This window comes from Gemmiger formicilis, assembly GCF_900167555.1.
Classification (GTDB): domain Bacteria; phylum Bacillota; class Clostridia; order Oscillospirales; family Ruminococcaceae; genus Gemmiger; species Gemmiger formicilis.
On record NZ_FUYF01000021.1, the window covers coordinates 1 to 24,328 of the forward strand.

Annotated in this window: 29 protein-coding genes and 1 pseudogene; 2 read left to right on the forward strand and 28 right to left on the reverse strand. The window is 52.5% G+C overall.

The window, feature by feature from the left end:
• Positions 1-3: 3 nt before the first annotated feature.
• Positions 4-141: a DUF6061 family protein gene (locus tag B5D32_RS15615; RefSeq protein WP_159447042.1), complete on the reverse strand. Its 138-nt coding sequence runs from the start codon at positions 139-141 to the stop codon at positions 4-6.
• Between B5D32_RS15615 and B5D32_RS15415 the strand changes: the two genes are divergently transcribed.
• Positions 122-268 (forward strand): hypothetical protein, encoded by a 147-nt coding sequence (locus tag B5D32_RS15415; protein ID WP_200805193.1) that lies wholly within the window; start codon positions 122-124, stop codon positions 266-268. The two genes, B5D32_RS15615 and B5D32_RS15415, sit on opposite strands and share 20 nt — an antisense overlap.
• Positions 269-319: 51 nt before the next feature.
• Here the strand turns inward: B5D32_RS15415 and B5D32_RS12295 are convergent, their stop codons facing one another.
• The 20 genes and pseudogenes from B5D32_RS12295 to B5D32_RS12385 form a co-directional block, all read right to left on the reverse strand.
• Positions 320-1,678: a VirB4-like conjugal transfer ATPase, CD1110 family gene (locus B5D32_RS12295; protein WP_078785302.1), complete on the reverse strand. Its 1,359-nt coding sequence runs from the start codon at positions 1,676-1,678 to the stop codon at positions 320-322.
• Between the two features lie 65 nt (positions 1,679-1,743).
• Positions 1,744-4,083: a VirB4-like conjugal transfer ATPase, CD1110 family gene (locus tag B5D32_RS12300; RefSeq protein WP_420896769.1), complete on the reverse strand. Its 2,340-nt coding sequence runs from the start codon at positions 4,081-4,083 to the stop codon at positions 1,744-1,746.
• A complete protein-coding gene (locus B5D32_RS12305; protein ID WP_078785303.1) occupies positions 4,080-4,478 on the reverse strand; it encodes a PrgI family protein in 399 nt (132 codons plus the stop codon). The genes B5D32_RS12300 and B5D32_RS12305 overlap by 4 nt, the downstream gene beginning before the upstream one ends.
• Positions 4,479-4,489: 11 nt before the next feature.
• Entirely contained in the window at positions 4,490-5,326 is an 837-nt protein-coding gene (locus B5D32_RS12310) for a VirB6/TrbL-like conjugal transfer protein, CD1112 family (RefSeq protein WP_078785304.1), read from the reverse strand.
• 33 nt (positions 5,327-5,359) lie between these two features.
• Positions 5,360-5,680 (reverse strand): formate hydrogenlyase, encoded by a 321-nt coding sequence (locus B5D32_RS12315; RefSeq protein ID WP_078785305.1) that lies wholly within the window; start codon positions 5,678-5,680, stop codon positions 5,360-5,362.
• Positions 5,677-6,522: a VirD4-like conjugal transfer protein, CD1115 family gene (locus tag B5D32_RS12320; protein ID WP_478292487.1), complete on the reverse strand. Its 846-nt coding sequence runs from the start codon at positions 6,520-6,522 to the stop codon at positions 5,677-5,679. The genes B5D32_RS12315 and B5D32_RS12320 overlap by 4 nt, the downstream gene beginning before the upstream one ends.
• A 65-nt stretch (positions 6,523-6,587) precedes the next feature.
• Positions 6,588-6,746: a transposon-encoded TnpW family protein gene (locus tag B5D32_RS12325; RefSeq protein ID WP_002596227.1), complete on the reverse strand. Its 159-nt coding sequence runs from the start codon at positions 6,744-6,746 to the stop codon at positions 6,588-6,590.
• A gap of 142 nt (positions 6,747-6,888) precedes the next feature.
• Positions 6,889-8,760 (reverse strand): AAA family ATPase, encoded by a 1,872-nt coding sequence (locus B5D32_RS12330; RefSeq protein ID WP_078785307.1) that lies wholly within the window; start codon positions 8,758-8,760, stop codon positions 6,889-6,891.
• Positions 8,735-9,073 (reverse strand): hypothetical protein, encoded by a 339-nt coding sequence (locus tag B5D32_RS12335; RefSeq protein WP_242943462.1) that lies wholly within the window; start codon positions 9,071-9,073, stop codon positions 8,735-8,737. Before B5D32_RS12335 ends, B5D32_RS12330 begins: the two co-directional genes overlap by 26 nt.
• Positions 9,070-10,578 (reverse strand): MobQ family relaxase, encoded by a 1,509-nt coding sequence (gene mobQ / locus B5D32_RS12340; protein WP_078785308.1) that lies wholly within the window; start codon positions 10,576-10,578, stop codon positions 9,070-9,072. Before mobQ ends, B5D32_RS12335 begins: the two co-directional genes overlap by 4 nt.
• Complete coding sequence (locus B5D32_RS12345) at positions 10,544-10,903, reverse strand: DUF3847 domain-containing protein (RefSeq protein WP_046415456.1); 360 nt, start codon at positions 10,901-10,903, stop codon at positions 10,544-10,546. Before B5D32_RS12345 ends, mobQ begins: the two co-directional genes overlap by 35 nt.
• A 128-nt stretch (positions 10,904-11,031) precedes the next feature.
• Positions 11,032-11,433, reverse strand: a complete 402-nt coding sequence (locus B5D32_RS12350; protein ID WP_033121559.1) for a hypothetical protein — start codon at positions 11,431-11,433, stop codon at positions 11,032-11,034.
• A 317-nt stretch (positions 11,434-11,750) separates the two neighbouring features.
• Positions 11,751-12,341, reverse strand: coding sequence for a hypothetical protein (locus tag B5D32_RS15020; RefSeq protein ID WP_020989788.1), 591 nt, complete (start codon positions 12,339-12,341; stop codon positions 11,751-11,753).
• A 137-nt stretch (positions 12,342-12,478) separates the two neighbouring features.
• Complete coding sequence (locus B5D32_RS12360; protein ID WP_078785309.1) at positions 12,479-12,823, reverse strand: TnpV protein; 345 nt, start codon at positions 12,821-12,823, stop codon at positions 12,479-12,481.
• Entirely contained in the window at positions 12,820-14,706 is a 1,887-nt protein-coding gene (locus tag B5D32_RS12365; RefSeq protein ID WP_347474626.1) for a DUF4368 domain-containing protein, read from the reverse strand. Before B5D32_RS12365 ends, B5D32_RS12360 begins: the two co-directional genes overlap by 4 nt.
• A gap of 135 nt (positions 14,707-14,841) precedes the next feature.
• Positions 14,842-15,624, reverse strand: a pseudogene (locus B5D32_RS15770) (type IV secretory system conjugative DNA transfer family protein); the annotation flags it as partial.
• 102 nt (positions 15,625-15,726) lie between these two features.
• The gene (locus B5D32_RS12370) at positions 15,727-16,518 is read right to left on the reverse strand and encodes a DUF4240 domain-containing protein (RefSeq protein WP_078785311.1); all 792 of its coding nucleotides are present in this window, start codon (positions 16,516-16,518) and stop codon (positions 15,727-15,729) included.
• A gap of 8 nt (positions 16,519-16,526) precedes the next feature.
• Positions 16,527-16,832: a hypothetical protein gene (locus B5D32_RS12375; protein WP_078785312.1), complete on the reverse strand. Its 306-nt coding sequence runs from the start codon at positions 16,830-16,832 to the stop codon at positions 16,527-16,529.
• Positions 16,833-16,912: 80 nt separating this feature from the next.
• Entirely contained in the window at positions 16,913-17,653 is a 741-nt protein-coding gene (locus B5D32_RS12380; protein ID WP_078785313.1) for a PcfB family protein, read from the reverse strand.
• Positions 17,650-17,901, reverse strand: a complete 252-nt coding sequence (locus tag B5D32_RS12385) for a DUF4314 domain-containing protein (RefSeq protein ID WP_078785314.1) — start codon at positions 17,899-17,901, stop codon at positions 17,650-17,652. Before B5D32_RS12385 ends, B5D32_RS12380 begins: the two co-directional genes overlap by 4 nt.
• 103 nt (positions 17,902-18,004) lie before the next feature.
• On the opposite strand from B5D32_RS12385, the gene B5D32_RS12390 reads away from it, so the two are divergent.
• Positions 18,005-19,210: an ATP-binding protein gene (locus B5D32_RS12390; RefSeq protein ID WP_078785315.1), complete on the forward strand. Its 1,206-nt coding sequence runs from the start codon at positions 18,005-18,007 to the stop codon at positions 19,208-19,210.
• Here B5D32_RS12390 and B5D32_RS12395 read toward each other — a convergent pair.
• From B5D32_RS12395 to B5D32_RS12425, 7 genes are all read right to left on the reverse strand, one after another.
• Positions 19,207-20,520 carry a relaxase/mobilization nuclease domain-containing protein gene (locus B5D32_RS12395; RefSeq protein ID WP_078785316.1) on the reverse strand — a complete coding sequence of 438 codons (1,314 nt, stop codon included), beginning with the start codon at positions 20,518-20,520 and terminating at the stop codon, positions 19,207-19,209. The two genes, B5D32_RS12390 and B5D32_RS12395, sit on opposite strands and share 4 nt — an antisense overlap.
• 15 nt (positions 20,521-20,535) lie before the next feature.
• On the reverse strand, positions 20,536-20,844 hold the full coding sequence (locus B5D32_RS12400) for a MobC family plasmid mobilization relaxosome protein (protein WP_078785317.1): 309 nt from the start codon (positions 20,842-20,844) through the stop codon (positions 20,536-20,538).
• A gap of 83 nt (positions 20,845-20,927) precedes the next feature.
• Positions 20,928-21,266: a hypothetical protein gene (locus B5D32_RS12405; RefSeq protein WP_078785318.1), complete on the reverse strand. Its 339-nt coding sequence runs from the start codon at positions 21,264-21,266 to the stop codon at positions 20,928-20,930.
• Positions 21,267-21,342: 76 nt separating this feature from the next.
• Positions 21,343-22,092, reverse strand: a complete 750-nt coding sequence (locus B5D32_RS12410; RefSeq protein ID WP_242943467.1) for a DNA-methyltransferase — start codon at positions 22,090-22,092, stop codon at positions 21,343-21,345.
• A gap of 66 nt (positions 22,093-22,158) precedes the next feature.
• A complete protein-coding gene (locus tag B5D32_RS12415; RefSeq protein ID WP_078785320.1) occupies positions 22,159-22,743 on the reverse strand; it encodes a hypothetical protein in 585 nt (194 codons plus the stop codon).
• Complete coding sequence (locus tag B5D32_RS12420) at positions 22,740-23,459, reverse strand: hypothetical protein (RefSeq protein ID WP_242943464.1); 720 nt, start codon at positions 23,457-23,459, stop codon at positions 22,740-22,742. The genes B5D32_RS12415 and B5D32_RS12420 overlap by 4 nt, the downstream gene beginning before the upstream one ends.
• A gap of 17 nt (positions 23,460-23,476) precedes the next feature.
• The gene (locus tag B5D32_RS12425; RefSeq protein ID WP_078785321.1) at positions 23,477-24,283 is read right to left on the reverse strand and encodes a DUF6017 domain-containing protein; all 807 of its coding nucleotides are present in this window, start codon (positions 24,281-24,283) and stop codon (positions 23,477-23,479) included.
• Between the last annotated feature and the right edge of the window lie 45 nt (positions 24,284-24,328).

The window sequence follows — 24,328 nt, forward strand, 5'->3', positions numbered from 1 at the left end:
GTTTTAATCTAAGGGTTTACATTCAGTTACAGTTTTTAGATAAATTTCGGGGTTTCCGTTCAAAACAAGGTCTGCATATCCAATCGGGTCATTGTACCACACCTTGGTTAAGGTTGCGGAGATGGCAGGGCTTGCGGGCATTGTCGGCTTTCACGAATCCGAGGATGGCTATATTGTCAGTTTTCCGGATACAGAAAACACGCAGGCGCTTATTAACGACTACAAAGCGCGTCTGCGTGATCTGGAAAACAATATCTGGCAGCACTAAACTGCCACTGACTCTAAGGCGGGCTTCGGCCTGCCTTTTCTTTATGCAAAATCATTTCTCTGCAGTTGCCTCACCCGGTTTGGTCGTGATGAGCTTATACACCGCCGTATCCTTGGGTTCCAGATTGGAGAACGGTATCATGCTGTTGCCCATCTTGATGATGCCACGTCCCTCGCTGGCGTTGCGCAAAAATTCCAGCTGCGGCTTGGACAGCCCGTACAGGCGTTCCAAGGCTTCCAGACTTTTCGATTGCCGCAGCATAATGACAAACTCGCTGTTGGAAAGCAGCGCATACGCCACGGGGTTATCCAGATAGTCCTGAATATCCTGCGAGATGCCGGTGGCGTAGGCATTGTACTTACGGAATCTTTTCCAAGAGGAGTACAGGAAATTGGAACTCATAGGGTCCTTTAACAGCACATGAATCTCATCAAAGTAGATCCATGTAGCTGCCGTGGCGTCCTTGCGGCGGTTAGTCATCACCTGCATATTGATGAACTCCAGCAGGGACATCATGGCAATCGGGCGGAGCTGGTCGCCCAGACTTTGGATATTAAAGCAAATCAGGCGGTTGTTCATATCCACATTGGTGGTGTGGGAAAACGCCTGCAAGCTGCCGTTGGTGAATACATCCAGCATCAACGCCAGCTGCTTTGCGCGGCGCAGGTTGGATTTGTTCAAATCTCGATACAAATCACCGAGCGTCGGGCAGGGCGCTGTGTAGCCGGAGGCAATCAGCGGTTTGTAAATGTTTTTGAGGCTGGCAGCAATCAGGCTTCTGTCCTCTGGCAGAAGATGCCCATTCTCGCCGATCAGCTTGTCCAGCATCGACAACACAAACTCGATTTTGGCAACATCGGGCGGCACATCGGTCTTGGGGTCGTAATGATAATCCAGCGGATTAAAGTGTGTCCGGCTGTCCACCGACACCTTGATTGCCTCGCCGCCCAGCGCCTTGACCAGCAGCTCGTATTCGTTTTCCGGGTCCACCAGAATGAACCGCGCGTTCGGCCAGCGCAAAAACTCCATTATAATTTCCATCTTCACGCTCATGGATTTGCCGCTGCCGGAGGTGGCAATCACCATCGCATTGCCGTTGATGAGCTTGGTACGGTCGCCCACGATCAGGTTGCCGGTAATGGCGTTTCTGCCGTAGAAGATACCCTGCGGGGACTGCACCTCCTGCGCCACAAACGGCACCAGCGCCGTGACGCTGCGGGTCAGCATCATGTGGCTGCTTTCCACACGTCGCAGCCCATAGGGCATGGCGGTGTTAAAGCAGTTTTCCTGCTGAAAGCGCATCTCGGTAAAGCGACAGTTGAAATTGGCAGCTGCCGATTGTAGTGCATCGGTTTCCTGCCGCAATTCGTCCGGCGTGTCGGCAAAGAACGCCACACTCAAAAGCACCATAAATACCTGTTTGTAGCACAGTAGAGGGTCGCTTCGGCGGTCCTCTATTTTTGCAAATCATTGACTTACTCCTTCCTCACTTCATCCGGCTTGGTCGTCATCAAGCCGTAGAGCTTAGTATTTTTCGGGAAACTGTTAGTAAAAGGCACGATATTTTCCGCGCACCGAATCAGTCCGCAGCCTGCGGGGACGTTGGTGACGTAGCCCAGCTGGTTGTCGGAGATGTTCAGCAGCTTCGCCAGTTCCGCGCGGTCGGTGGCGCTCTGGTTCAGCATCACGAGAAACTCCGAGTTAGCCAGCATCAGGCGGGCGGTGTCGGAGCGCAGCAGTTCGTCCACATTCTGCGTCAGCCCGGTCACAAGTCCGTTGTACTTGCGGATGCGTTTCCACAGCTTGTAGAAGAAATTGGCGCTGTACTCATAGCGGAACAAAATATAAAACTCATCGCAGAAAATCCACGTTCTGCGGCCTTTCTTCCAGTTCTGGATGACGCGGTTATAAATGGCATCCAGCGTCACCAGCATACCCAGCGGCATAAGCTGCTCACCCAGTTCGCGGATGTCATAGGCAATGATCCGCGCCTGCGTGTCCACGTTTGTATGCCGGGCAAAGGTGTTCAGTGTACCGGTAATGAACAACTCGGACGACAGCGCCAGCCCCTGTGCTTCGGGTTCGGGCTGCATCTGGAGCAGACGGTAAAAGTCCTGCAGCGTGGGCGGCGTGCCTTTATAGCCGTTGCGAATGTAGGGCAGATACACCTGCTCGGTGCAGCGGCCGAGGATGGACTTTTCTTTCGCCGTCACCATGCCGTCACCGATGAGCTGCTCGAACAGCGACAGCACAAATTCACTTTTGCTGACGATGGGGTTGCGCTCGTCACCGTAGGCGGGATCCATGTCCAGCGCGTTGATGTGGGTGTCGGATGTGGCCGAGATGCGGATGACTTCACCGCCAAGGGCTTCGGTCAAATAGCCGAACTCACTCTCCGGGTCGAGGATGAGAATGTCATCCTCGGTGGAGAGCGCGATCTGCACGATTTCTTCCTTGGCGCTCATGCTCTTGCCGGAACCCGAAACGCCCAAACGGAAGCTGTTGCCGTTGAGCAGCAAGCGGCGATCCGCCACGATCATGTTCTTGCTGACGGCGTTCTGCCCATAATACAGACCGTTCGGCTGCATGATTTCCTGCGCGCGGAACGGAATCAGCACAGCGGTGCTTTCGGTGGTCAGCGTGCGCAGGGCTTGGATTTTGCGCAGACCATACGGCAGCACCGTGTCCAGCCCGTCTTTCTGCTGCCAGCGCAGCGTCGAAAGCTGGCACAGGTGCTTGCGCGCCGTGGAGTAGAGCGTTTCGGTGTCGCTGTCGAGCTGCTCTTTGCTGTCAGCCAGATGCACCAGTGTCACCAGCCCGAACATCATTCGTTGGTCGCGGGTGGTCAGGTCGTCCAGCATTTCTTTCGTTTCCTTGCGCTGCAGCTCCATGTCATACGGAATGGTCGCGGTAAAATTGTTGTTTGCGTTCTGACGGCGCTGCCAGTTGGCGACATTCGTTTCCACGCCCAGCAGCGTGCTTTGCAGCTGGCGGGCGGCTTCGTCTGTCGGCACCGGCAGGATGTCGATGGACAGCATCAGATCGCGGTCAAGGTCGCAGAGTTCCGACACAAAACTGTCCTTGATGTAGCTGGCATAGTCCTGCAAATACAGCACCCTGCCATACCGTGCGTCCAGTTTGAAATGATCGGCGGCAAATTCCATGCTGTCGGGGCAGAACCAATCCTTGAAATGCTGCCCGCGCTTGGCGTGTTCGTGGATGTTGAACTCTGCCGCAGCCTGTTCTCCGGCCTTGAAAAAATCGCGGAAAATGTGCAGGCGCTCGGTCAGCGTCAACTCCTGCGCCACCGAGGAAAGCTGCGCAAGGTGCGTCACCAGATCCGTGCCGACACGGGCAAAGTAGCTGCGGGCTTCGTCCGCGTTGCGCTTTACCACGCTTACGGTCAGATAACGCTCCCGCACAATGCTGTTGCTGGTACCGGTGACCTGTGCGGTCAGCATCTGGTTGAATTCGTGGCGGTATTCGTCCAAGCCGTCATCCCTGTCGGGCAGCAGGACGCTGCGCTCGAACTCGGCCTTATTGATGCGGCGGTTATAAATCGTGATTTTCGCAGATGCGCCGGAGTCGAGAGCATTCAGCAGTTCCGAGTAATCAAGGAACATACTGGTTTTGTCCTCTTTGCTGGCGATGGCGTAGTTGATGTCGGTAAACGACCATGTTTTGGAATACTGGTTGCCGACTTGGAAAATCCCATCCGCAAAGATGCGGCGGATGGGAATGGCATCCTGTACGCTGCGCGGAATACGAAACTTCTCGCGTTCCATCTTCTGCGCTTTCGACAGGGTTTTAATCAAGCGGTTTCCTCGCTGTCATGGGTGTTTTTCTTCATAGGCAAACCTCTCTTTCGCTTTAAGCCCGCACGGATGGCGGGCTGCATGGCTTCGTAGTAGTAACTGTCGGACTTGAACACAAGGCGTTTCGGGCAGAGAATTTCAGACTTGAACCACGCCCACAGCACCTGTTCGGCGGTCATACCGTGGTAGGTGAAAAAACCACAGGCGGCAAACGGCGCAGCGCCCAAGATGCACATCCAGCCGATTTCTTCGGTGCCGACATACGGCTGCAAGGCAAAATAGATGCCGACAGCCACCGCCACGGCCAGCACCGAGCAGATGAACTGCCGCGTGTTCAGCCCAAAAAAGATATTTTCATGGTAGTCTCGGACTTCTTTCGGTATTTTGATTTCCATAGATTGCCCCCTTATAATCCCATAATTTCTTTCACGATGCGGTCACAGCCCTTAATGGCTCCCACCAACACCAGTAGGTTGAACGCCAACTCTCCAACGTAAGTCCACACAGCAGTGACAACGGATGCACCGGTATCCACGGCGGGCGGGCTGGACGAAATGGCGGAAAAGATGATGCAGGACAAGGCAATCACCACGCCCTGCAGACACACGCCCGCATAGCTGCGGATGAAGTTTTTCCCCACGCTGCTGGTGGGTTCACCTGCAAATGTAGACAGCGGGATTGGCGCAATTGCGGCGTACATCCACAGGCTGAACATTCTGCCATAGACGGTCAGGATCATGGTAAAGGATAAAACCGTAATCAGCAGCCCGCCGATCAGCGTAACTGCCCACAGCGGGATGCTATCCCAGAAACCCACGTTGTTGATGGCGTCGATCAACTCCTGTGGTAGTGTCACACTGCTCATGCCGGAGCTGCCCGATTGGGTAATAATCGTAGACACCATGCCCTGCACAATCGAGAAAACCGCCAGCATCAATTCCAGCCCATAGGTCACCGCGCCTTTCGCCAGTGCAAAACGGATAAACAGTTTAAGCGCGTGTTCCGGCTTTTTCACTTCCACAAAGCTGCCGCAGGTTTTCATAACGCCTACGGCAAAAAACAGCACGAGCAGCCCATAGCCGATTGCCTGCAAGGCACTGTGGATGCCGGTCATCACGCCCCAGACCTGCCCGCCCTTGAATGCCTGCGGGCTTTCGGTCAGCAGCGACCAGATTTCCGCCAGTTTGTCGTTCCATGTGGAGAGCGCGGCATTTAAGTTACTGACGATCCATGACTCACCCACAGGGCATCACCGCCTTTCCTCTTGGAGCAATCCTCACGCGGTAATGAGGTCGAGAATTTCCTTGGCGAAGGTAATCACCAGACCACCCGCCAGCGTCAAAAAGCCTTGGCTGCGCTGGCTGGGGTCGTGGCTCTGCAGGGATAGACCGACCTGCACAATTCCCCACCCCAGCAGGATAAGACCTACGGCGCGGATCAGCGAAAAGATGAACGTGGAGAGGTTCTCGACCACGACCAGCGGGTCATCTGCGGCGAACGCGGGCAGGGCAAAAACGATGCCGCACACCATGACGGCGTACAGCGCAAACAAATTGAGAGAAATTTTCACGGATTTTTTGTTATGATTCAGCTTCATGTAGACCTCCGAATTCTTTGTATGGTTGGCTTCATTTCTGCAGGTTCGGCGGGCAGAAAATCGTCCATATCCAGCAGTTCGTAATTTTCGGGTGCGCCGGGCAGATCGTCCAGCGCGTTGTCGGCGGTGGTGTAGTCGTAGGGGGCTGCGCCGCCGTCCTCGGTGCAGCGAATGTTCGGGTGCTTCAGCAGATTATATTTCAGGTCAATCACGGGGCGTTCCCCACGGATAAACAAGATGCATTTACTGTTGTCCAGCAACCGCACTTCGTCCGGGGTCATAAGGTCGCGCCCGGATTGCTGGTGGTTGATGCTGTAACTGCCGCTGCGCCCTTTGCTTTGGTTATAGCTTGTCGTGGAAATCGTTCCTTTCCCCAGCAGTTCCGAGACGTATTTGTGGGTTTCCTTTTCGGTGCCTCCAAGGTAGAGAAACTCATCGCACAGACCGACCAGTGATTCCCAATCATCCTTGTACATAGCCTTTAACTGTGCCATGTTCTGCACGATGATGGAGCAGAAAATAGCGCGGGAACGCATGGTGGCCAGCGCCGACAGGAATGTATCTTTCGGCAAGGAAATGTTCGCGTACTCGTCCATCAGGCAATGCACCGGAACAGGCAAGCGTCCTTTGTGTACGCGGTCGGCTTGACGGTACAGCGTCTGGATTAGCTGGGTATAAATCATACCGACCAGATAGTTGAGGGATTTGTCCGAATCCGGGATGCAGCAGAACAGCGCAATTTTGCGCTCGCCCAATTCCTGCAAATGCAGTTCGTCCGTCATAGTCAGCTTGGCGATGGACGGCAGATTGAACGCGGCAAGGCGCACACCTACACTTACCAAAATCGATTTCGCCGTTTTGCCAGAGACAAAAAGTCAAGGACTTTTTCATCAAATTCAAAAAGAAGTCACATTTTGCGGACTTCCTCACGGAGCATACGCTTGATTTTGTCCTCCATCGTCTCTTTTGCGGTCTCGCTGAAATGGACACGGACGATATAGGTGGTCTTGCCGATCTGCTTTCTGACAGTCGGGCAAGTGGCGGTGTTGGTTGCGGTATTGTTCATTCAAAATCCTCCTGTAAATGAAAAATGCCCGGTGACTGTTCATCATCGGGCGGTGTCGGTATGAGGGAACAAGGCAAGGCGGCAACATTAAGGTATCTATAAAAACCTTGCCGTCTTTGCCACGCTTGCCGTGTTCCTGTTGTCAGTCTCGGAGATAGCAGACCCATGCTGTGCCGTCTTTCTCGGTCACAAGTCTGTCCCCGATACGGCTCTTTGCCGTTCTCATGGTGCGTGAGGAAATCCCACGCTCATTGACCGTCTTTTCCAGCTCTGCACTTGGCATACGCTTTCCATCTGCCAGCAGTTCCAGAATGAGCATTTGCGCCTGTGCGGTCTTGCTCTCGGTCTTGGCGGTGTCTGTCCCGGCAAGAAGCTCGTCAGCGGTAATGTCATAAGCTCCTATCCATTCAAAGCCTTTCTCGTCTCCCAGAGAAAAGGCAAGGGACTGTCCGGGCGGCGCAAGGGAGCTTTTCTCATGGATCAGCACCCTCGTTGTGGGGCTGTCCTTCAGCTTGCCGATAAAAAGCAGACTGCGGACTGCCGCCGTAATGTCGATAGACCCCAATCCCCGGTAGGTGCTTTGCGTTCCTGCGGCTTTGTTCAGGTGTCCGATCAGCACGATAGCGCACCCGGTAGCCTGTGCAATGTCTCCCAGACTGCGGAATATCGGGCGCACCTCGTTTGCTCTGTTCATGTCCACATCTGCGCCCAGAAACGCCTGTACCGGGTCAATGATAACAAGCCTTGCGTTGTTTTCCCTGATTGCCCTTGCTATGCGCTCATCGGCAAGGGTCAGCGGTGTGTCCCTATCGTCAATGACAAGCACTCTTTCAAGGTCTGCTTCCGCTTCCATCAGTCGGGGCTTGACGGTATCGCCCAGACCGTCCTCTGCGGTCTGGTAGATGATGTTGAAAGGCTCAAGGGTCTCCATACCGGGTAAAGGCTTTCGGTTGGTGCAAGCCGCCGCAAGACGCATGGCAAAGTAGGTCTTGCCCTCGCCGGGGTTGCCCTGTATGATGGTCAGCTTTCCAAAGGGGATATACGGAAACCATAGCCAATCCACGCTCGTCAGCTCCACATCTGCCATGCGGAGCATGGGGACAGGCTGGGCGGTGGGCAGCTCTCGCAGCGTGATTGTCTCGGCTATGAATTTGCGGCTGGGAATGTCCCCTTGCTGACGGAGAACATCGTTCCAGTCTTTCCTTGCCGGGACAAGGCGAATGACGGCAATCTCGCCGGGAATGGACTGTGCCAGTCGGGTACAGGCTTCGCTTCCTGCGGTGTCGCTGTCAAGGCAGAGGAACACTTTTCGGGTGTCCTTGCGTTCAGAAAGGAAACGGTCAAGTGCTTTGCCAGAAACGCCGCCCAGGGCAAGATAGCTCCTTGTCTGCCAGTCTTGCGGATATAGGCAGATAAAGGATAAAAGGTCTATCGGTGCTTCAAAGACAAAGAGCTGGTTGCCGTTTCCCTCATAGCGGAACGGATAGGATTTGTCAGACCCGGCAATGTCCTGTCTGAATGGGTCTGCCGTTCCTCGCACATGGGCGTATCTCGGCGTACCGCTTCGGTCTCTGCCGACAAACACAACATTGTGCCGCTTTGCGTCCTCGTAAATATCCCCGGAAAGAAGAAAAGTCTCAACAAGCGTTTTGTTGAGACCTCGGCTTTCTGTGAGATATTGGATTGCTCTGTCGGCTGTTCTGTTGTGCAAGGGCAAGTGAAACGCTGTGGGCGGTGCTGTGCTGGCTTCGCTCTGCCCCTCGCCGCTTTCGCCGGTCAGGAGCTGGACGGCTTCGGGAAAGGACTTTCCGTAAAACTCCATGACAAAATCAATGGGATAACCGCCCTTGCTCTGGCTGTGGCGAAACCACTTGTTTCCCCGGACGGTCAGGCTGTCATGTTCTTTCCAGCGGTATTCCCGTCCGCTTTTGATAAGTGTCTCTCCCTGTGTGCGGAGAAAATCTTCCAGACTGACGGCGTTTGCCCGGTCAATCTGTGCTTGGGTGTACTGCATGGGCGTCCTCCTTACTTCTTGAAAACAGCGCATCGTCTGCAAACGCCATGCTCACGCTCGTCCAGCGTGTAGGGGCAGTTCGCACATTCCTTCCGTACTGCCTTGTGATAACAGGCAGATATCCCAACTCCTGCAACATATCAATCTGGCGGTCGGTGAGGGTAGCTTCAAAGGCAAGGCATTTCCGGGCGTGTTCGTCCAGCTCAATTAGGTCGGAAAGCGGTCTGCCATCGCTCAAAGGTTCTCCGCTCAAAAGGCGTTTTGCCGTTCTGCGGATGGGATTGTATTCGTTCTTCCAGTCGTATTTTTTCATCGGGATATATCCTCCTTTTTCTGTCGTGTTTGGGGTCGTGTTTGGGGTCGATTTTGGTGCATTTGTTCCTCTGTGCGTTCGTTAAAACGGGCGGCAGTATCTACGCATGACTTGACCTTCCAAAGGCGGTGTAAATCGTCTCTGACGGTCTTAAACTCGCCATAGGTGGTGTTGTGCGCCTGTTCCAGCTCGTCATACTCTTCGGTCAGCTTTTTCATATCCACCTTGCCATCCGGGAACTCTCCGGTCAGCTTGCGTCTGGCGGCGTAGAACTGTTTCAGTTCTGCTTCATGCTCTGCCTTGTACTTGGCTCTGGGCTTCTCAAACTTGATTTTCTGCAAGCCGTCATAGACAGGCTTCAAGCTCTGGAAAGCAGCGGAGCTGTCATAGAGCTGCTTAATTGCTTTCATTCGGGCGGTCTGTTCGTCCAGCGTTTTCTTCAAGCTCTCTGTGGCAGCACTGTGTTCGCTGACACGGTGTTCCAAATCTCCAAGGGAGTAAATGCCGTTTGCCCGGAGATAATTGAAAGTCTCGTTCATCTCCTTTAGATTGCTGACCTTGCCTTTCTGCGAATAAGCCCCGGCTCTGCGCTGGGTGTAATAGGCGTTCAGCAGAGAAACAAGGTCGGGTGCCTGCGGCTTGGCAAGCTCCGCTTTTGCTTCGGCAATCCAATCAAACAGGAGAGCGATTTTCTTCTTAATGTCCCGGATAACGGCATTGGTCGCTCTGATCCAGCGATTGAACTCGCCTTTCTCGGTGCGTATGCCTTTCTTCTCCATTGCCCGGACGGTTGCGCCCTCATGGACGGTGGGAAGAAGCTCCACGCCCTGACGCTCATAGCTCCGGTGGTCGATACGAACATCAATACCTTTTTCCGCAAACTTGACATTGCATAGCTCCGCCCATGCTTCACGCCAATGTTCCAGCGTTTCGGGACTGCCCCAGTCGGTAGTGGGAACGGCGTTGAACACAAACTTTCCGTCTGCGTCTCGGATGCGGTTGCCGTCCTCGTCCAGCTCATACACCCGGCGTTGCTTTAGTCCCCATTTGCCGTTCTGCTCGATGGGGCGGATAGGGCAAAGCACATGAAAATGCGGGTTTGGTATGCCGCCGTCCTCCCGGTCTGGCTGGTGTACGGCGAAGTCAACCACCATGCCACGGCTCACAAAGTTCTCCAACAAAAATTGCCTTGCAAGAGCGATGTTTTCCTCAAGGGAAAATTCATTCTGCAAGGCAATGTCAAAGCTGTATGCAAGCTGGGCGTTCTTTCCACGCTCGGCTTTTTCCACGGCGTTCCATAGGGTCTGGCGGTCTGCGTATTCGGGCGGTGCATGGGACGGCAGGAGAATGTTGGAGCAAATCACGCCGCCCTTTCTGGTGTAGTCGCTGTATTCGCCGTAATACTCGCTATACAATCGCTCCCCGGCACGGTAGGCGGCAGAAGCAATAGCGGACTGTCCTGCGCTTCGCTTAGTCTGCGTGACGCTCAGATGAAATAGTGCCATCGGCTTTCAACTCCTTTTCTCTGTTTGCTTGGCTGATGTGGGTAATCGCCATGTGACGGACGGCTCGCTGGACTTCGGACAGAGAAAAGATGTGTTCCATCAGCTCTGTCATTTCGGTGCGTGTGAGATCTTTGACCTCCGGGGCAAGGCTCTCAATCGTTCCGCCCAGATTGCAAAGGCGGTGGGTGCGTTTCTTTCGCTCGCCCTGTTCCAGAAACTTCTTTCGGTTCTCCAGACGCTCCAGCTTGTGCTGTTCCTGTGCAAGCTGCGTCTCGGCTCGTTCCTTTTCGGCTCGAAGCTGTTCAAGGGTTTTCGGTTTTGTCATTGTAATTGACCTCCTTTTTTGATTTTGCGGATAAAAAAAGACCGTCAACTTTTCGCATAGTGCGACCAGTCAACGGTCTGATTTTCGGTATTCGGTTTTTGTGTTCAGTTAGACAAACTGGAATTGGGTTAGTTAATCGGTGGAGCAGAAGGATTGCTTACCTTGTAGTAGCTCCCACCAATGATAATATATGCTTCGCTACCTCTATCTTCGTAGGTAAAGGCACTTTCACCTTTCACATAGAATTCATAACTTTCCGAGCCTTCTACTGCTTCTGGCTCATCGCAAGCAGTCAGCTTCAAATCATAGAACCAGTTAATAACAGGGGTTGTAGATAAATCATTGGAGTCATATTCCTCTGAACCAATTTCAAATGCAGTTTCTTCTCCTTGTGAGTAGAAAGACACTGTAATCATTGTTGTAGGTTCGGGGAAAGAGTACACTTCTGAAGCACTAACAGCCTTTTGATTGCAACCGACCAAACCTAACACACAAACTAATGCTAAGACAAGTGTTATCAACTTCTTCATACAATCACACTCCTTTGTCAAATTCCGATTTGCTTGTTCCATAAAATTCATTTTATTCGCCTTCAAACTTGCTGGCGGCGAACAGCATTTTATGCTGTTTGCGGACGGCAAGTCCACAAGGGATAGCCGCTTTAGCGGCGCAAGGGGGTGTAGCCACCTTGACGGAACGAAGTGACGCAACATTCTCGGTCAAGCAGTTTTCTTCTGCTGACGGAGAATGAAGCTCCGCAGGACGCACGATACTCCCGATAGGAGAGTATAGAAGTGCGCCCTTTAGTTCCTAAAGGGATTTTATCAGTTCGCCAAACTTGAAGTTGTTAGTCGCTATCTTGTTTGCGGTTAAATTCAAAAACGACAGGTTCAAATTCAACTAAATGCTTATCTTGGGTGTTAGTTCCTTTAGGGTTCTCTATGCCGGTAACTTCATAGTATTCATCACTGTATTGTATTTTACTACCATCAAAATCTTTTTGAATGGATTTGACATATTCAAACGGATTTTCTATTGGTAACAAACTTAATGCCCGCTGTAGCTGTTGTGCCGCTGTCCTCTGCTCATCGGTCAGTATTTTTTCTTCGTTTGCCATGTGTTCTTCAAATTTATTTTTATCCATCCAAACGATTTGCTCCAATGGGTTAGCAGTACCACAAGCCAAGATTAAACGGATAAAATCTTCAAAATTTGCCGCTAATGGATATACATTTTGGTCTACACAACTTTCTGGATTGCAGGCAAATACCATTTCTCCATATTCCGGCAAAAAGCAATACAGAATACATCCTTCAAATCCGATTGGCTTTGCGTTGACGGGATAGCAAAAATACGGCTCTGCAATATCTCCATATTCTAAACATAAAAGTCCCTTATCTATGGGAAGTGCCATATACTTTTCGTAAATCGTTTCCATTGATGTGCCTCCACAAATTCCAGATTTGTTGCTCACTTTTCGTATTCAAATTATACCATAAAACTTGTGAACAGTTCTACCGCAACTTTGGACTATATGAGAAAAGTCCGAACAGTTTTCTGCCCGGACTTCCTCGCTCAATCATAAATCAATTCCGCTTTCACAATCTCCTCTGCCTGTGCCTTGCAAGCGTTCATCTGCCGCACCCATTCCATTTGATTATCGGCTTTCAGTTGCTCGGTCACGCCGTACTGCTTTGCCAGCTTCGGCACGATCAGCTCCATGCGTTTTCGTGCCGCTTCTTCAATCTCGGCGCAATGTTCAAAGAGCTTGTCGGATAGCACCAGTTCATTGAACAGTATCGGGCGGTGCATTTCTAAATACGCCTTGCGAAGTCTGCCGTAGTGTCCGATGGGCTTGGTCTTGCGGATAATGATGTTCGGGATAAGATAATCGCCGTTCCGTGTGTAAGTGATATTCATGCTGTTTGTACTCCTTTCATCGGCTCTCTCTGCGGTAAACTGCTGGCGGGAACGAACACGCCCTTTGCAATATCCTCCGCACGAATGGCGGCTTTCTTGGCTTCGATTTCTGCCTTTTTTCTCCCCTTGATTTTGTCCTCGTATCGCTTCTGCGCTCCGCTGGCTTTCCGCTTCAAGTAGTTCTGATGAAGCCTGTCTTTGCGTTCCTCACGCTTGCGGATTTCTTCTAATTCCTCTGGGGTCAGCTCCACTTCTCCAAACGCCGGAGGAACGAATCGCCCGACAAAATTGAAGTAAATCTCGACCTCCTGTGTGGTCTGTATACTGCCCTTGCGGTCACGCTCATGCACAAGGATTTTCTCGATAAACTCGTTGAGCATGGCAATGGTCAGCTTGTCGAAGTTCTCATATTTGTCAATCAGAGCGATAAAACGGTCAGCGTCCTTTTCGTGCTTCTCATAGCTCTTGACAGCCTTTTCCAGAACAGAGATTTCAGCGGTAAGCTCGGACTGTTCCTTTTCGTATTGAGCGTCCAGAGTGGCGTATCTGCTGTCGGACAGCTTGCCTAAAATGTTGTCCTCATAGATTTTGCAGAGCAGGACTTCCAGCTCGGAAACTCTCTGCTTTGCTGTGGCAAGGCGTGTGCGCTGTTTTCTGACCTCTGCCGTCTGCTGGCTGGACTGCGCTTCCTGCACCACACGGACAAACTCGGCTCGGTCATGCTTGGCATACTCGGCAATAGCTTTGAGCATTTCGGAAACAAGGGACAGTACCACATCTTCATTGATACGGTGCTGTGTCGTGCAGAGCTTTCCAACTGGGACTTTGCTGTATTGGGAACAGGTATATTGAGAAATACGCTTGCCGTTGTTGGTACGGTGGACATACATCTTGCCGCCGCAATCGGCACAATAAAGCAAGCCTGTGAGGGGAGCTGCTTCGCCCCAGCCGTCCGGGTAGCGTCTGACATTCCCACGGATTTTCTGCACAAGGTCAAAGGTCTGCTGGTCAATGATAGCTTCATGGGTATTCTCGAAAATCGTCCATTCGTCCTCCGGGACATAATGGCTTTTCTTGTCCTTGAAGTGCTTTCGAGTCTTGAAGTTGATGGTGTGTCCCAGATATTCACGCTTTTCAAGAATGTTGCAGATGGTGGAAGAACCCCAGCCGTACACATCTTTGAAAGTCTTGTTTTTATTCACACCCTCGCCGTGCTGGGCAAGGTAAGCGGACGGAATGAGGATTTTTTCTTCTTTCAGCTTGCTGGCGATCTGATACGGACCGTAGCCCTCAATCGTCATGGCAAAGATGCGCTTGACCACATCAGCGGCTTCGGGGTCAACCAACCATTGGTCTCTGGCTTCGTTCCAGAGATAGCCGTAAATGACCGTGCCTGTGAGGTGCTTGCCGGACTTGCCTTTTGACTGGAAAGTGGAACGGATTTTACGGCTGGTGTCTCTGGCGTAATACTCGTTCATAATGTTGCGGAAAGGGGTAAAATCATCGTCACCTCTGGCACTGTCCACGCCGTCATTGATGGCGATAAGGCGAACGCCACGCTGACGTAGGATTTCCATAATCTGACCTACTTTCAGATAGTCACGACCCATGCGGCTCATGTCCTTGATACACAGATACTCCACATTCCCGGCTTCCACTTCTTTCATCATTGCCAAAAATCCGGGACGGTCAAAGCAGGTGCCGCTAATGCCATCGTCCGTGAAATGGACAATGTTTGTAAAACCCTGCCGTGCGGCGAACTCCTCCAACATAGCTTTTTGATTGGAAATGGAATTGCTCTCACGCTGTTGGTCATCATCTTTGCCAAAGTCATCACGGCTCAGTCGTTCGTACAGAGCAGTGATTTTCTCGTTTTTTCTCATAACTTGCGCTCCTTTCTTCGGTTTTAGGTTGTGTGTTCTAAGAGACTTCCCAACCGCTTGATTAAGAAGTCTTTTAGAGCATACAACACCCGCCGCTTGTTTGAAAATGTGGTACTGCTTACAGGCGATGCTGTCGGGTTCGCGCATTTCCAAGCGCTCGAACAGGATGTCCAGCGGGGATTGGTAGTTGTCATCATCCTCGTGGACTTCAGCAGCGGCGATCATTTCCATCACCATCGAGAAGTTTTGTTCTTCGGGCGGGGCCTCGTGCAGCAGGTACAGCATAAGGGCTTGGAGCAGGGCTGTCTCCGATTTGGTCCAAAATGGATCGCTGCTCTGCGCATGGGGTGGCGTGGTGTTTTGAATCAGATTTTCTATCAGGGTCAGCACTTCGCGGTCATCATGTACATACACAAACGGGTTGTAACAGAACGATGCAGCGGGATTTATAAGGTCAAAGACAATTACCTCATACCCTTTTTGCTTTAGCAAATTGCCGGTCTTACGCAAAATTTCGGACTTTGGGTCAGTAATTACCATTGAGCAGGCACATTCCAGTACATTCGGCACACCATAGGTGCGCGTTTTGCCTGCACCGGAGCCGCCGACAATCAGGATATTGGTGTTGTGCTTGTGCTTATAGCCGTCGATTCCGATGTGGAAATGCTGCGTCAGCAACAGGTTCGGTCCTCGCTTATCCATGTAGAACTTGTTTAACCGGAACACATCGCCCCAAGCCGCCGAGCCATGCTCCGCGCCGGGGCGGGTATTCTTCTGATCGGTCACGGCTACGATAACCGCTACCGCATAAACCACCGTAAACACCAGCAAATAGCGCGGGCTGTCTCTGCTCCACGCCAACGCAAACGGCTCTGCCAGTGCGCTGTTCAGCGCATCCAACAGAGCCGTTATTTTCATGCCCGGCTGCCAACGGCAAGCCACCGCCAGTGCCGCCCACCATACAACGGGCAGCGGCAGCAGCCAGACCCACCAAGGATTCTTTCTTCCCGGCGTGGTGGACTACCTTTCCTCACCGCGATAGGGCGGGCGTTTTGTACGCTCGGCATTCCATGCCTGACGTTTTCTCCACAACTTCGGCAAAACTACGGAAAAGTCCTGCGGCATACGTTCCGCCTTGATTTGCGGCAGATTTGCAAACAAATCGCTTTGCAGCGTTTTCCATGCAACCTTATCCGGCATATTTTGAGTATAGAATTCGTTGTAGCTGTACGCCAGCCCACTGGTATCTATGTAGTGCTTGACTTCCGTTCGCAGCATTTGTCGTTCCCATTCGGTTTCCGGCGCACGGTGGGGTGCAAGCTGTTCCTGCATAATTGCCTGATGTAAATCGGCAGACGATTTCAGCAGAGCCGGATACTTTCGGAATAACTTGGCGGCAATTCCTTCCTTTTCAAAATAGGTGTGCAGCTTCTGCCCCGCGTAGGCATAGCACGCCACATTCCCGCATCCCATCCACTCAGTATCTCGGAACGGAATGTTGAGCGCCGCAAGGTTATCGGGGTCAATCAGCGTCTGCCGATAAGCATCGTACCCCTGCATAATCAGCCAGTTACGAAAATCGGTAAATCTGTCATCCGAACTGCCGTCATTGATGATGCAGGCTGCTGCGACCATTTTGGGAAAGTTGGCTTTATTGCGATAGCTTTGCCATACGCAATCAAAGCCGAGCAGTTCATCCTGCGGCAATTTGATGAGTTCCGTGTAAAGGAACTGTTTCACGGACGCTTCATCCTGCATATCCGCTTTGGCGCGGACTCGGTCAATGATCGACCAGAATTTTTCCCATGTCATAACCGGATTCACCAGATAAACAGCGGCGTGTGGGCGTGGAGCAGCCGCGCGAGTGCATCATCCACCGCATCAGTATAACCGCCCTCTGCCAAGCGCTGGGTGCGCAGTTGGTTGAGGGCGGCTTTTGCCAGCCGATACTCTGCTGCCGACATCGTCAGCTTACCTCCTGCGGGCAGATCGTTCACCCGCAGGATGAGCCGTCCCGTTTCTTCGGCACTGCCGCCGCGGGCGCGCTGGCCGTAGTAGACATCACCCAGCGCCTGGAGCAGGATACTTTTGTTGGCACGGTCAAGTTTCACTTTGCGTTCTGTCATTGTTTTTGCACCTCCTATCGCCAACATACCATAAGCATGGTCAAATAGCTATCCGTCATTTGAAAACAAACAGAAAACATTTACCGCACCTTTTCTTTGCGCCGGATTTTTACCGGCATCTTCGGCATACGATCTTTCGGCGGCTCGACCTTGCGGCGCAGGTAGGCGGTAATATCCTGCAGTTCCATGCGAACGCTGGGGCGCTCACCCTTGGCTCGAAGCTGATCGGCGCGCGGCGACGGCGAGTTTGCAAAAGATTTGCTGCTGTCGGAGAAAGGCTCGGACGGACTGGCGTTCTCCGAGCCCTGCGGAAAACCCATGTTGAACTGCTCCTCGTCTGCGCCGACCTCAAATTCTACCGCGCCATCCTCGGTCTGGACGCGCTCGGTTTCCGGGGTAGGCTCGCTGCGCTCCTGCTGTACGGTGTCGATAAGTTCTGCCGTGCCGGTGTCCACGACATCCAACTGCAGTTTTTCAATAATGCGGTTTGCTTTGGACGCATCGTCCTGCAAGATAGCGATTTCAATGTGGTCGGGGTCCATCTTGTCACGGATGGGACAGAACAGCAGCCCATGCGCTTTAGCGGCACGGGCAAAATCATGCATACGGTCTTTGTCCACCGTGAAAAATTTCAGCGGCTTCTGTTCTTTCAGCAGCCGGATGAGGTGTGTTTTGCCGTGGGTCTTTTTGCTGTCGTGCAGCACCGCCTGTGCGAAAATAAAGAAGTTTTTCGCGGCGGTGCCGGAGATGCGCAGGGCAAACTCCGCACCCTCCAGCGAGTAGCGGACGACCTGGTCTGCGGGTTCGGAGCCGTAATTCATCTGGCGTCACCGTCCTTTTCTTTGGGCACGGGCAAGCGGCTGAACGAGTCCACACCGGGGATGAGCGCAAGACTGCGCCCGCAGTCCCAATCTACATGGATTTGCCCGGCATCGTCGATACATTCCACCGTGCCCATAGAACCAGGCGGCACGGGGAACTCATCTTCCATGCAGCTGAGTTGCAGCCGCGTACCGGGCGGGTACTTGCGGCGCAGGTGTTCGATGTAGTCTTTGTTTGAATAATTCATATACATCCTTCTTTCTTGAACATTTTGGACTCAATTCCAAAAAGTGCGTGACATTTTACACTTTTTGGCGTATACTATCATTAAAAGCTGTGGAGGGTTTATTATGCGGATTACCAGAACTGAATACCTGAATAAACTGATTGCGTTTAAGGACAAGCAACTCATCAAAGTCGTAACAGGTATCCGCCGCTGCGGAAAGTCTGTTTTGATGGAAATGTACCAAGATTGGCTGCTGCAGAATGGCGTCGAACAAGACCAAATTATTGCCATCAATTTTGAGGATATGGATTTTGAGGAACTTACCGACTATAGAAAACTGTACGCTTACCTGAAAGACCGTCTTGTTCCCGAAAAGATGACTTACATTTTTCTGGATGAGATACAGCATGTCACGGATTTTCCTAAAGTGATCGACAGTTTGTATATCAAGAAAAATGTAGATATATACGTCACAGGTTCCAATGCCTATATGCTGTCCAGTGAAATAGCCACCCTTATTTCCGGGCGCTATGTGCAAATCGAAATGCTGCCGCTTTCTTTTAAGGAATATATGCAGAGTACCGGCAGTATGGAAGATCGCGGAATAAAATATACCGAATATCTGGAAAACAGCTCCTTTCCCTATGCGCTGGAACTTAAGGGGCATCCGAACGAGATTCGGGATTACTTGGATGGCATTTTCAACACGATCGTCGTAAAAGATATTTTGACACGAAGAAAGATCCTCGATCCGTTGATGTTGAAAAGTGTACTGCGCTATGTTTGTGACAACATCGGCAGTCCGCTTTCCTCCAAGAAAATTGCAGACACCCTGACATCCGAAGGACGAAAAGTTGATGTAAAGACCGTCGAACGCTATCTTGATGCGCTGATTGAAAGCTACATTATCTATCCCGCACAGCGGTATAATGTCAAGGGTAAGCAGTATCTGAAAACCTTAGGAAAATACTATGTCGTAGATATCGGTATGCGATTTATGCTGCTTGGCAAACGCAATACAGACGCTGGGCATATTCTGGAAAATGTGATTTATCTGGAACTGCTGCGGCGCGGCTATGATGTGTATGTCGGAAAGGTCGATTCTTTTGAGGTCGATTTTGTGGCAATGAACGGCAACAGTACCTTCTATTACCAAGTGGCACTTTCCGTTCGTGATGCGGATACCCTGCAGCGGGAGCTGCGACCCTTACTGTCCATCCGCGACCACTATCCTAAATATATTCTTACGATGGATGATGATCCGGAGGAACAGTATGACGGCATTCGCCGCATCAATGCGCGGGATTGGCTGCTGGGTCTTACAGATTAACGTGTTGTAATATCGGGGCGGAGGTCACGCGCACGTTCCTGTTCGCGCTGTTGTTGCGCAGCGCGGTCGCTGCGGGCTTCGGTGAGGTGCTGCTGCACCTCGATTGAATGTTCTGCGATTTTGCGGCAGAGCCGTTCCTCTTGGCGAAGCTGCTTTAGGGCGGTGTTGACCGATTCACATTGCAATTGTACATCATCGGTTTTGGGTAGTTGCTTACGCTTTGTCTGCAACTGCCCAATTTCTGTTTGCAGGGCTTTTCGGTGAGTTTCCAGCTGCTCCAGCGTGTCAATGTTGTGCTTGGATAGGAACTCCATCTGCCGGATTCTCTGATCCAGCTTATAGGCATCCTGCCGCACGGCATAGCTGGGGCGACGAGGTTTGCGAGGGAGCGCACCCAACTCGTACAGGTAACGGTAGTACAGCGCCCGCAGCCCGGTCAGCTTGCGACGGGGCTTGCCGCCGTGCAGCCGCCCATATTGGACGCGCGGTGAGTTTTCCACGAAACATCGGTTAAATTGTGGATAAAGGATGCGCGTCTGGATGGCTTCTGGCGTGTACCGCTTGCCCAGCGTTTTGAAGCGAACAAAGCGCTCTTTTCCGGGTGGACGCAAAACGGGATACTTGCGTCCCATGCGGACTTCATAGCCTTTGCGCTCCAGCGCGTTAAGAAACTGCCGCCAGGTAAGGCTCTGCTGGATAGCGTCGTCCACATCCTGTCGGATGGCGGTGCGCCATGTGGGCTGACCGTTTTTCTCCGCCAACCATTCGGCGTAGGGCTTTGCCACATGATTAGAGTTTTCGGTGTCGATGACAGACAGCTTATATTTTCGGCAAAGTTCATCTGACACTGCGCGGATTTCCGTCACATAGCTTTTATAGTTGCTGCGATACTTTTTGCCATCCACACAGCTGACCGAGTTCCAGACGATGTGCGAATGGATATGCCCGGTGTTCAGGTGCGTACCGATGACATATTCATACCGCCCGCCCAGCACGCGAGCTGCCAGTTCCTTTGCGATTTGGTGCGCCAGTTCGGGGGAGACTTCTCCTGCAGCGAAGCTCTGCACAAGGTGATACCCCTGCACACCGCCCGACTTGTGCCAGCGTTCCTTGGTTTGCCGCATATCGGTAAAGGCGGTTTCCAGCGTGCAGGCATACGAGCTTTCAAAGCAGGATTGCTCTGTTTTGTCGCGGTTGGCTGCATAGTCCAATGCGTCCTGCAAAGATACCGCCGTGGTCTTTTCTTTGTTCATCACATACTTCACCGCCCGATCCAGACGGCAGACAGGGATCACGGATGTGTAAGCCATATTTCATAGAGCCTCCTAGTAGTTTTCTTTTATCTCACGCCAGACTTCCTTGGCGATGCGCATCATCTCGTCCACGCTTTGCTGCCCCGCCACGCCCGTGCTGTTGGCGCGATGCGCAAGCTGGTTTGCGTTGTTGCACAAACCGGAAATTTGCCGCACAAGTTCCGCATGGTGTGTGCAGGGGCGCGGATGGATTTCTTTGTCCAAGATAAGGGAGCGCAGGTATTCTTCTCTCGGCAAACCACTCATTTCAACTTGCTCGCAAAGATACCGATATTCACGCTCATTTAATCGTAACGGGATAACATGACCGCGTCTGCGCATTGCGGGGGTTTGGGGATCACCCCAAAAGTGCGTTTGGATATCCAAACGCTATGCTTGCCAAACACGACACCCCGCAGAACGGTTCATGACACAAGGTCGTCGCCCTCCGAAACGGCTTTCTTCAAACCGTCCAAGGTTGTGACAATACGGTTGTATTTCTGTGCCAAGCCGATCTGCGCGTTGGTGGTTGCATCCTGATTCCGGCTGCAGACCACCAGCATCGGGCAGCGCAGCAGCTTATCCCGCACAATGGCGGTGTATTCGCTGCGTTCCACGGCATCTTCCAGCACCAAATACTGGCTGTCCTGCAATTTGGGGCATACCGGCAGGTAGCCCAGCAGGTAGACTTCACGGCAATAATTGCGGAGATGTTTGGAGGTTGCGCCCTCGCTGGCGCAGATAAAAGCCCAAGGTCGTTTCATTTTCGTGTTTCCTTTCTGAATTTCGGGAGTGAATCAAATTTGATTCACTATTTTTAAGTTGGCGGTCAAAAGTGAATCAGTTCTGATTCACTTCGGATTCAAGGGCAGTTTTCAGCCGTTCAGTGCTGCGTTGGAAGTAGGCGTCCGACATCTCAATGCCGACAGCCTCATAGCCTTCCTGCACAGCGGCCAGCACGGTGGTGCCCGCCCCGGCAAAGGGGTCAAGGATGCGCCCGCCCGGCTCGCAGATCTGCACCACATCCCGCATAAGCTGCAAGGGCTTTTCGGTGACATGGATGCGGTTCTGGGGATTCGGGTAACGGAACACGCCCGGCAGACACCCAACATTTCTCTCAAGCGGCATTTTGCCGTTGGACCCCCACACGATGTACTCAGACTGCTGGCGGAAGCGTCCTTTCTGTGGGCGGCTGGCGACTTTATCCCACACGGCTACACCGCGCCAGGTCCAGCCCGCCCACTGCAAAGCCAGCGTCATAGCGGGCAGCTGCCGCCAATCGATGAACAGGCAGACAGGCGCGCCGGGCTTGGCAATGCGGCGGGCATCCTGCAGCCATGCCGCCGTCCAGAACATCCAACTCAGCTGATCCATCTGGTCGCTGTCAAAGTCGGGCAGCGCCTTTTCTTTGCTCATGCTGCTGTACTTTTCGCTGGTGCTGCGGTTCTTGGTGGTCTGGTTGCTGCCGCCGCTGGCGTAAGGCGGGTCGGTGATGATGGCATCGAAGCTGTTCGGCTCAAACTGGCGGAGTATCTGCAGGGAATCTCCGTGCAAGATCGACCAGCGGTCACCGCCGCAGTGTTCGGGCATCCGGAAATCCGGGTTGAGAATGTTGAGCGTTTCGGGAGTTTTCGTCAAAGGCATCTTCCTTTCGTTTTATCGTTCAAAATCATGGGTACGGGGTTCTTTCGGGGGCGGTGTGCGGCTGGCTGTCTGTACAGAAACACGGTCATCTTCGAGTACAAAGCAGTCCTGCGTCCTGTTGTCGAGCTTAGTACCGGGCAGAACAACGGCATTGCCGCGGCAGACTACATTGCCGGAGATTTCGCCATATACACGGGCGCTGCCGTCAATGATCGGTGCGCACAAGGTTTGCTCATCCTGCCGAATCACGGCATAACCGCAGACACAGCTTTTTCCCGTGAGCAGCCCGCCGCATACGATGGCATCATCCTGCACAGTGGCATCCCCCATTACGGTGGCGTTCTTGCCGACATAGGCGCAGCCCTTTGCAACGGCATGATCTGTAAGGAGGGCGTCACCGCAGACAACTGCATTTTCACAGGCGATGGCATCCGCTGAAATCCACGCGCGACCAGCTTGGTCTAGGTTATCGCGGCTTTCCACATAGCCGCCGAGCATCCCGGCAAGGACATCCTCGGTCAGATCCGTCACCGCACGGATACGGTGCAGGTTAGGATTGTCAGGATGGGCGATGTCGGTGATCTCGTATTTCTTCATCTGGCATCACCCCGGTCACGCTTGGGCGTAGGGCTGGGCGACAGTTCGGTTTCCACATACTCGGAAACGATGCTGAGTGCTTTCGGGTAGCTGTCGCAGGACATAACGCGGTCACGCATTTCCTTGGCTTTTTCACCTTGCCCGCTGTTTTTCAGCAGCCGGGAGGCACGCCCCATAATGGCGAAAATGTTGCCGTCCTGCCCAATCAGCTGCATCTTGGGCTTCTTGGGACGGTTCAACAGTTTTTTGAACTCGGTCATATCCGGCACATCGCGTTTCAGTTCAAAATCGTGATCCTGCCAGAAATGGACATACAGCTTGCCGTCCCCAACATCGATCTCCCGCTGCTCAAAGCCCTCGCCCCAGCCATCGCTGTACTGACCGGAAATATATGCGCAGACCACGGCCTGTTCCTCGGCGGTAAGCGGTGCGTCCGTATCGACCCACAGGGAGCCGACCAGTTCACCGTTCACCTCGTCCACCGTGGGAACGGCACGAACGACCTTGCGGCGGACGGAATCGTCCTCGCGGTAATATCGCATCAGGTCGCCGTAAAAGTCTTTGACATCCTCGTAGATGGCATCGCGGATAACATCGCGGTAGCCGGTCAGTTCTTTGCCGGTGTAAGGGATACCCTCGTATTCGCTGTAGTCATCGTCCAAATCCTCGGTGTCATTCGGGAAAAAGTCCGCAGTCAAGGGAGAATAAAATTTCATCTGCAAATTGCATCACCTCAATTTCTGCCGCACAGGTCATGGTCGATCTGCGCGGCATAGTAATTTTCTATCGTCAGCGGCGCATTGTAGAGCGCCGCCAGTAAGTATTGCTTGATGTTTCGGATACGGGGCGGGTTGTCCCTGAGACAATCCAGAACATACTGAATGTGTTCTGCGCCCAATTTTAGGAATCGAGATTTTACTACTTCTGCAGGCATTTCCTCACCCGAAATGCGGATAGCCGCCCGCTTGGAGCAAACCACATCCAGCATCAACTCCACCAGTTCATCCAATCGCATCGTATCCATCGGGTTATTCTGCGCCAAAATCGGATACTCGATATTTTTCAGCAGCAGGGCGCGGTACTCTGTCCGCTGGCCCGCCGCGCGGATAGGATTCGATACGTTATTTGTTTCTTCTTTATTTATTTCTTTAGTATTTAATTGTGCAGGATTTTCCTGTACAGGTTTTTCCCTTTTAGGCTCTGCCTGTTTTGGTTGGGCACAGTTCGGCTCGTCCTGTTCCGGGGGCTGCGGCTGTTCCAGAACCGTGTATTCCATGCCCCGCATCTGGCCGTTCCTGTCGCGGATGCGGCGGCGGATAATATAACCCGCTGCTTCTAACTCGCGCACGGTGGCACACACGCTGTCCACGCCCTCTTTGCAGATGGACGCCAACCCGCGCGTGGTATAATCCCAATCTTCGGGCAGAGACAGCATCAAAGATAAAAGCCCCTTCGCCTTGAGCGAAAGAGCCTTGTTGCGCAGATGATGGTTGGACATGATGGTATAATTTTGCGTCTTTTGTACACGGAACACAGCCATAACGATTTACCTCCTGTTTATGCCCTATAAGTGGGCGAACGATTT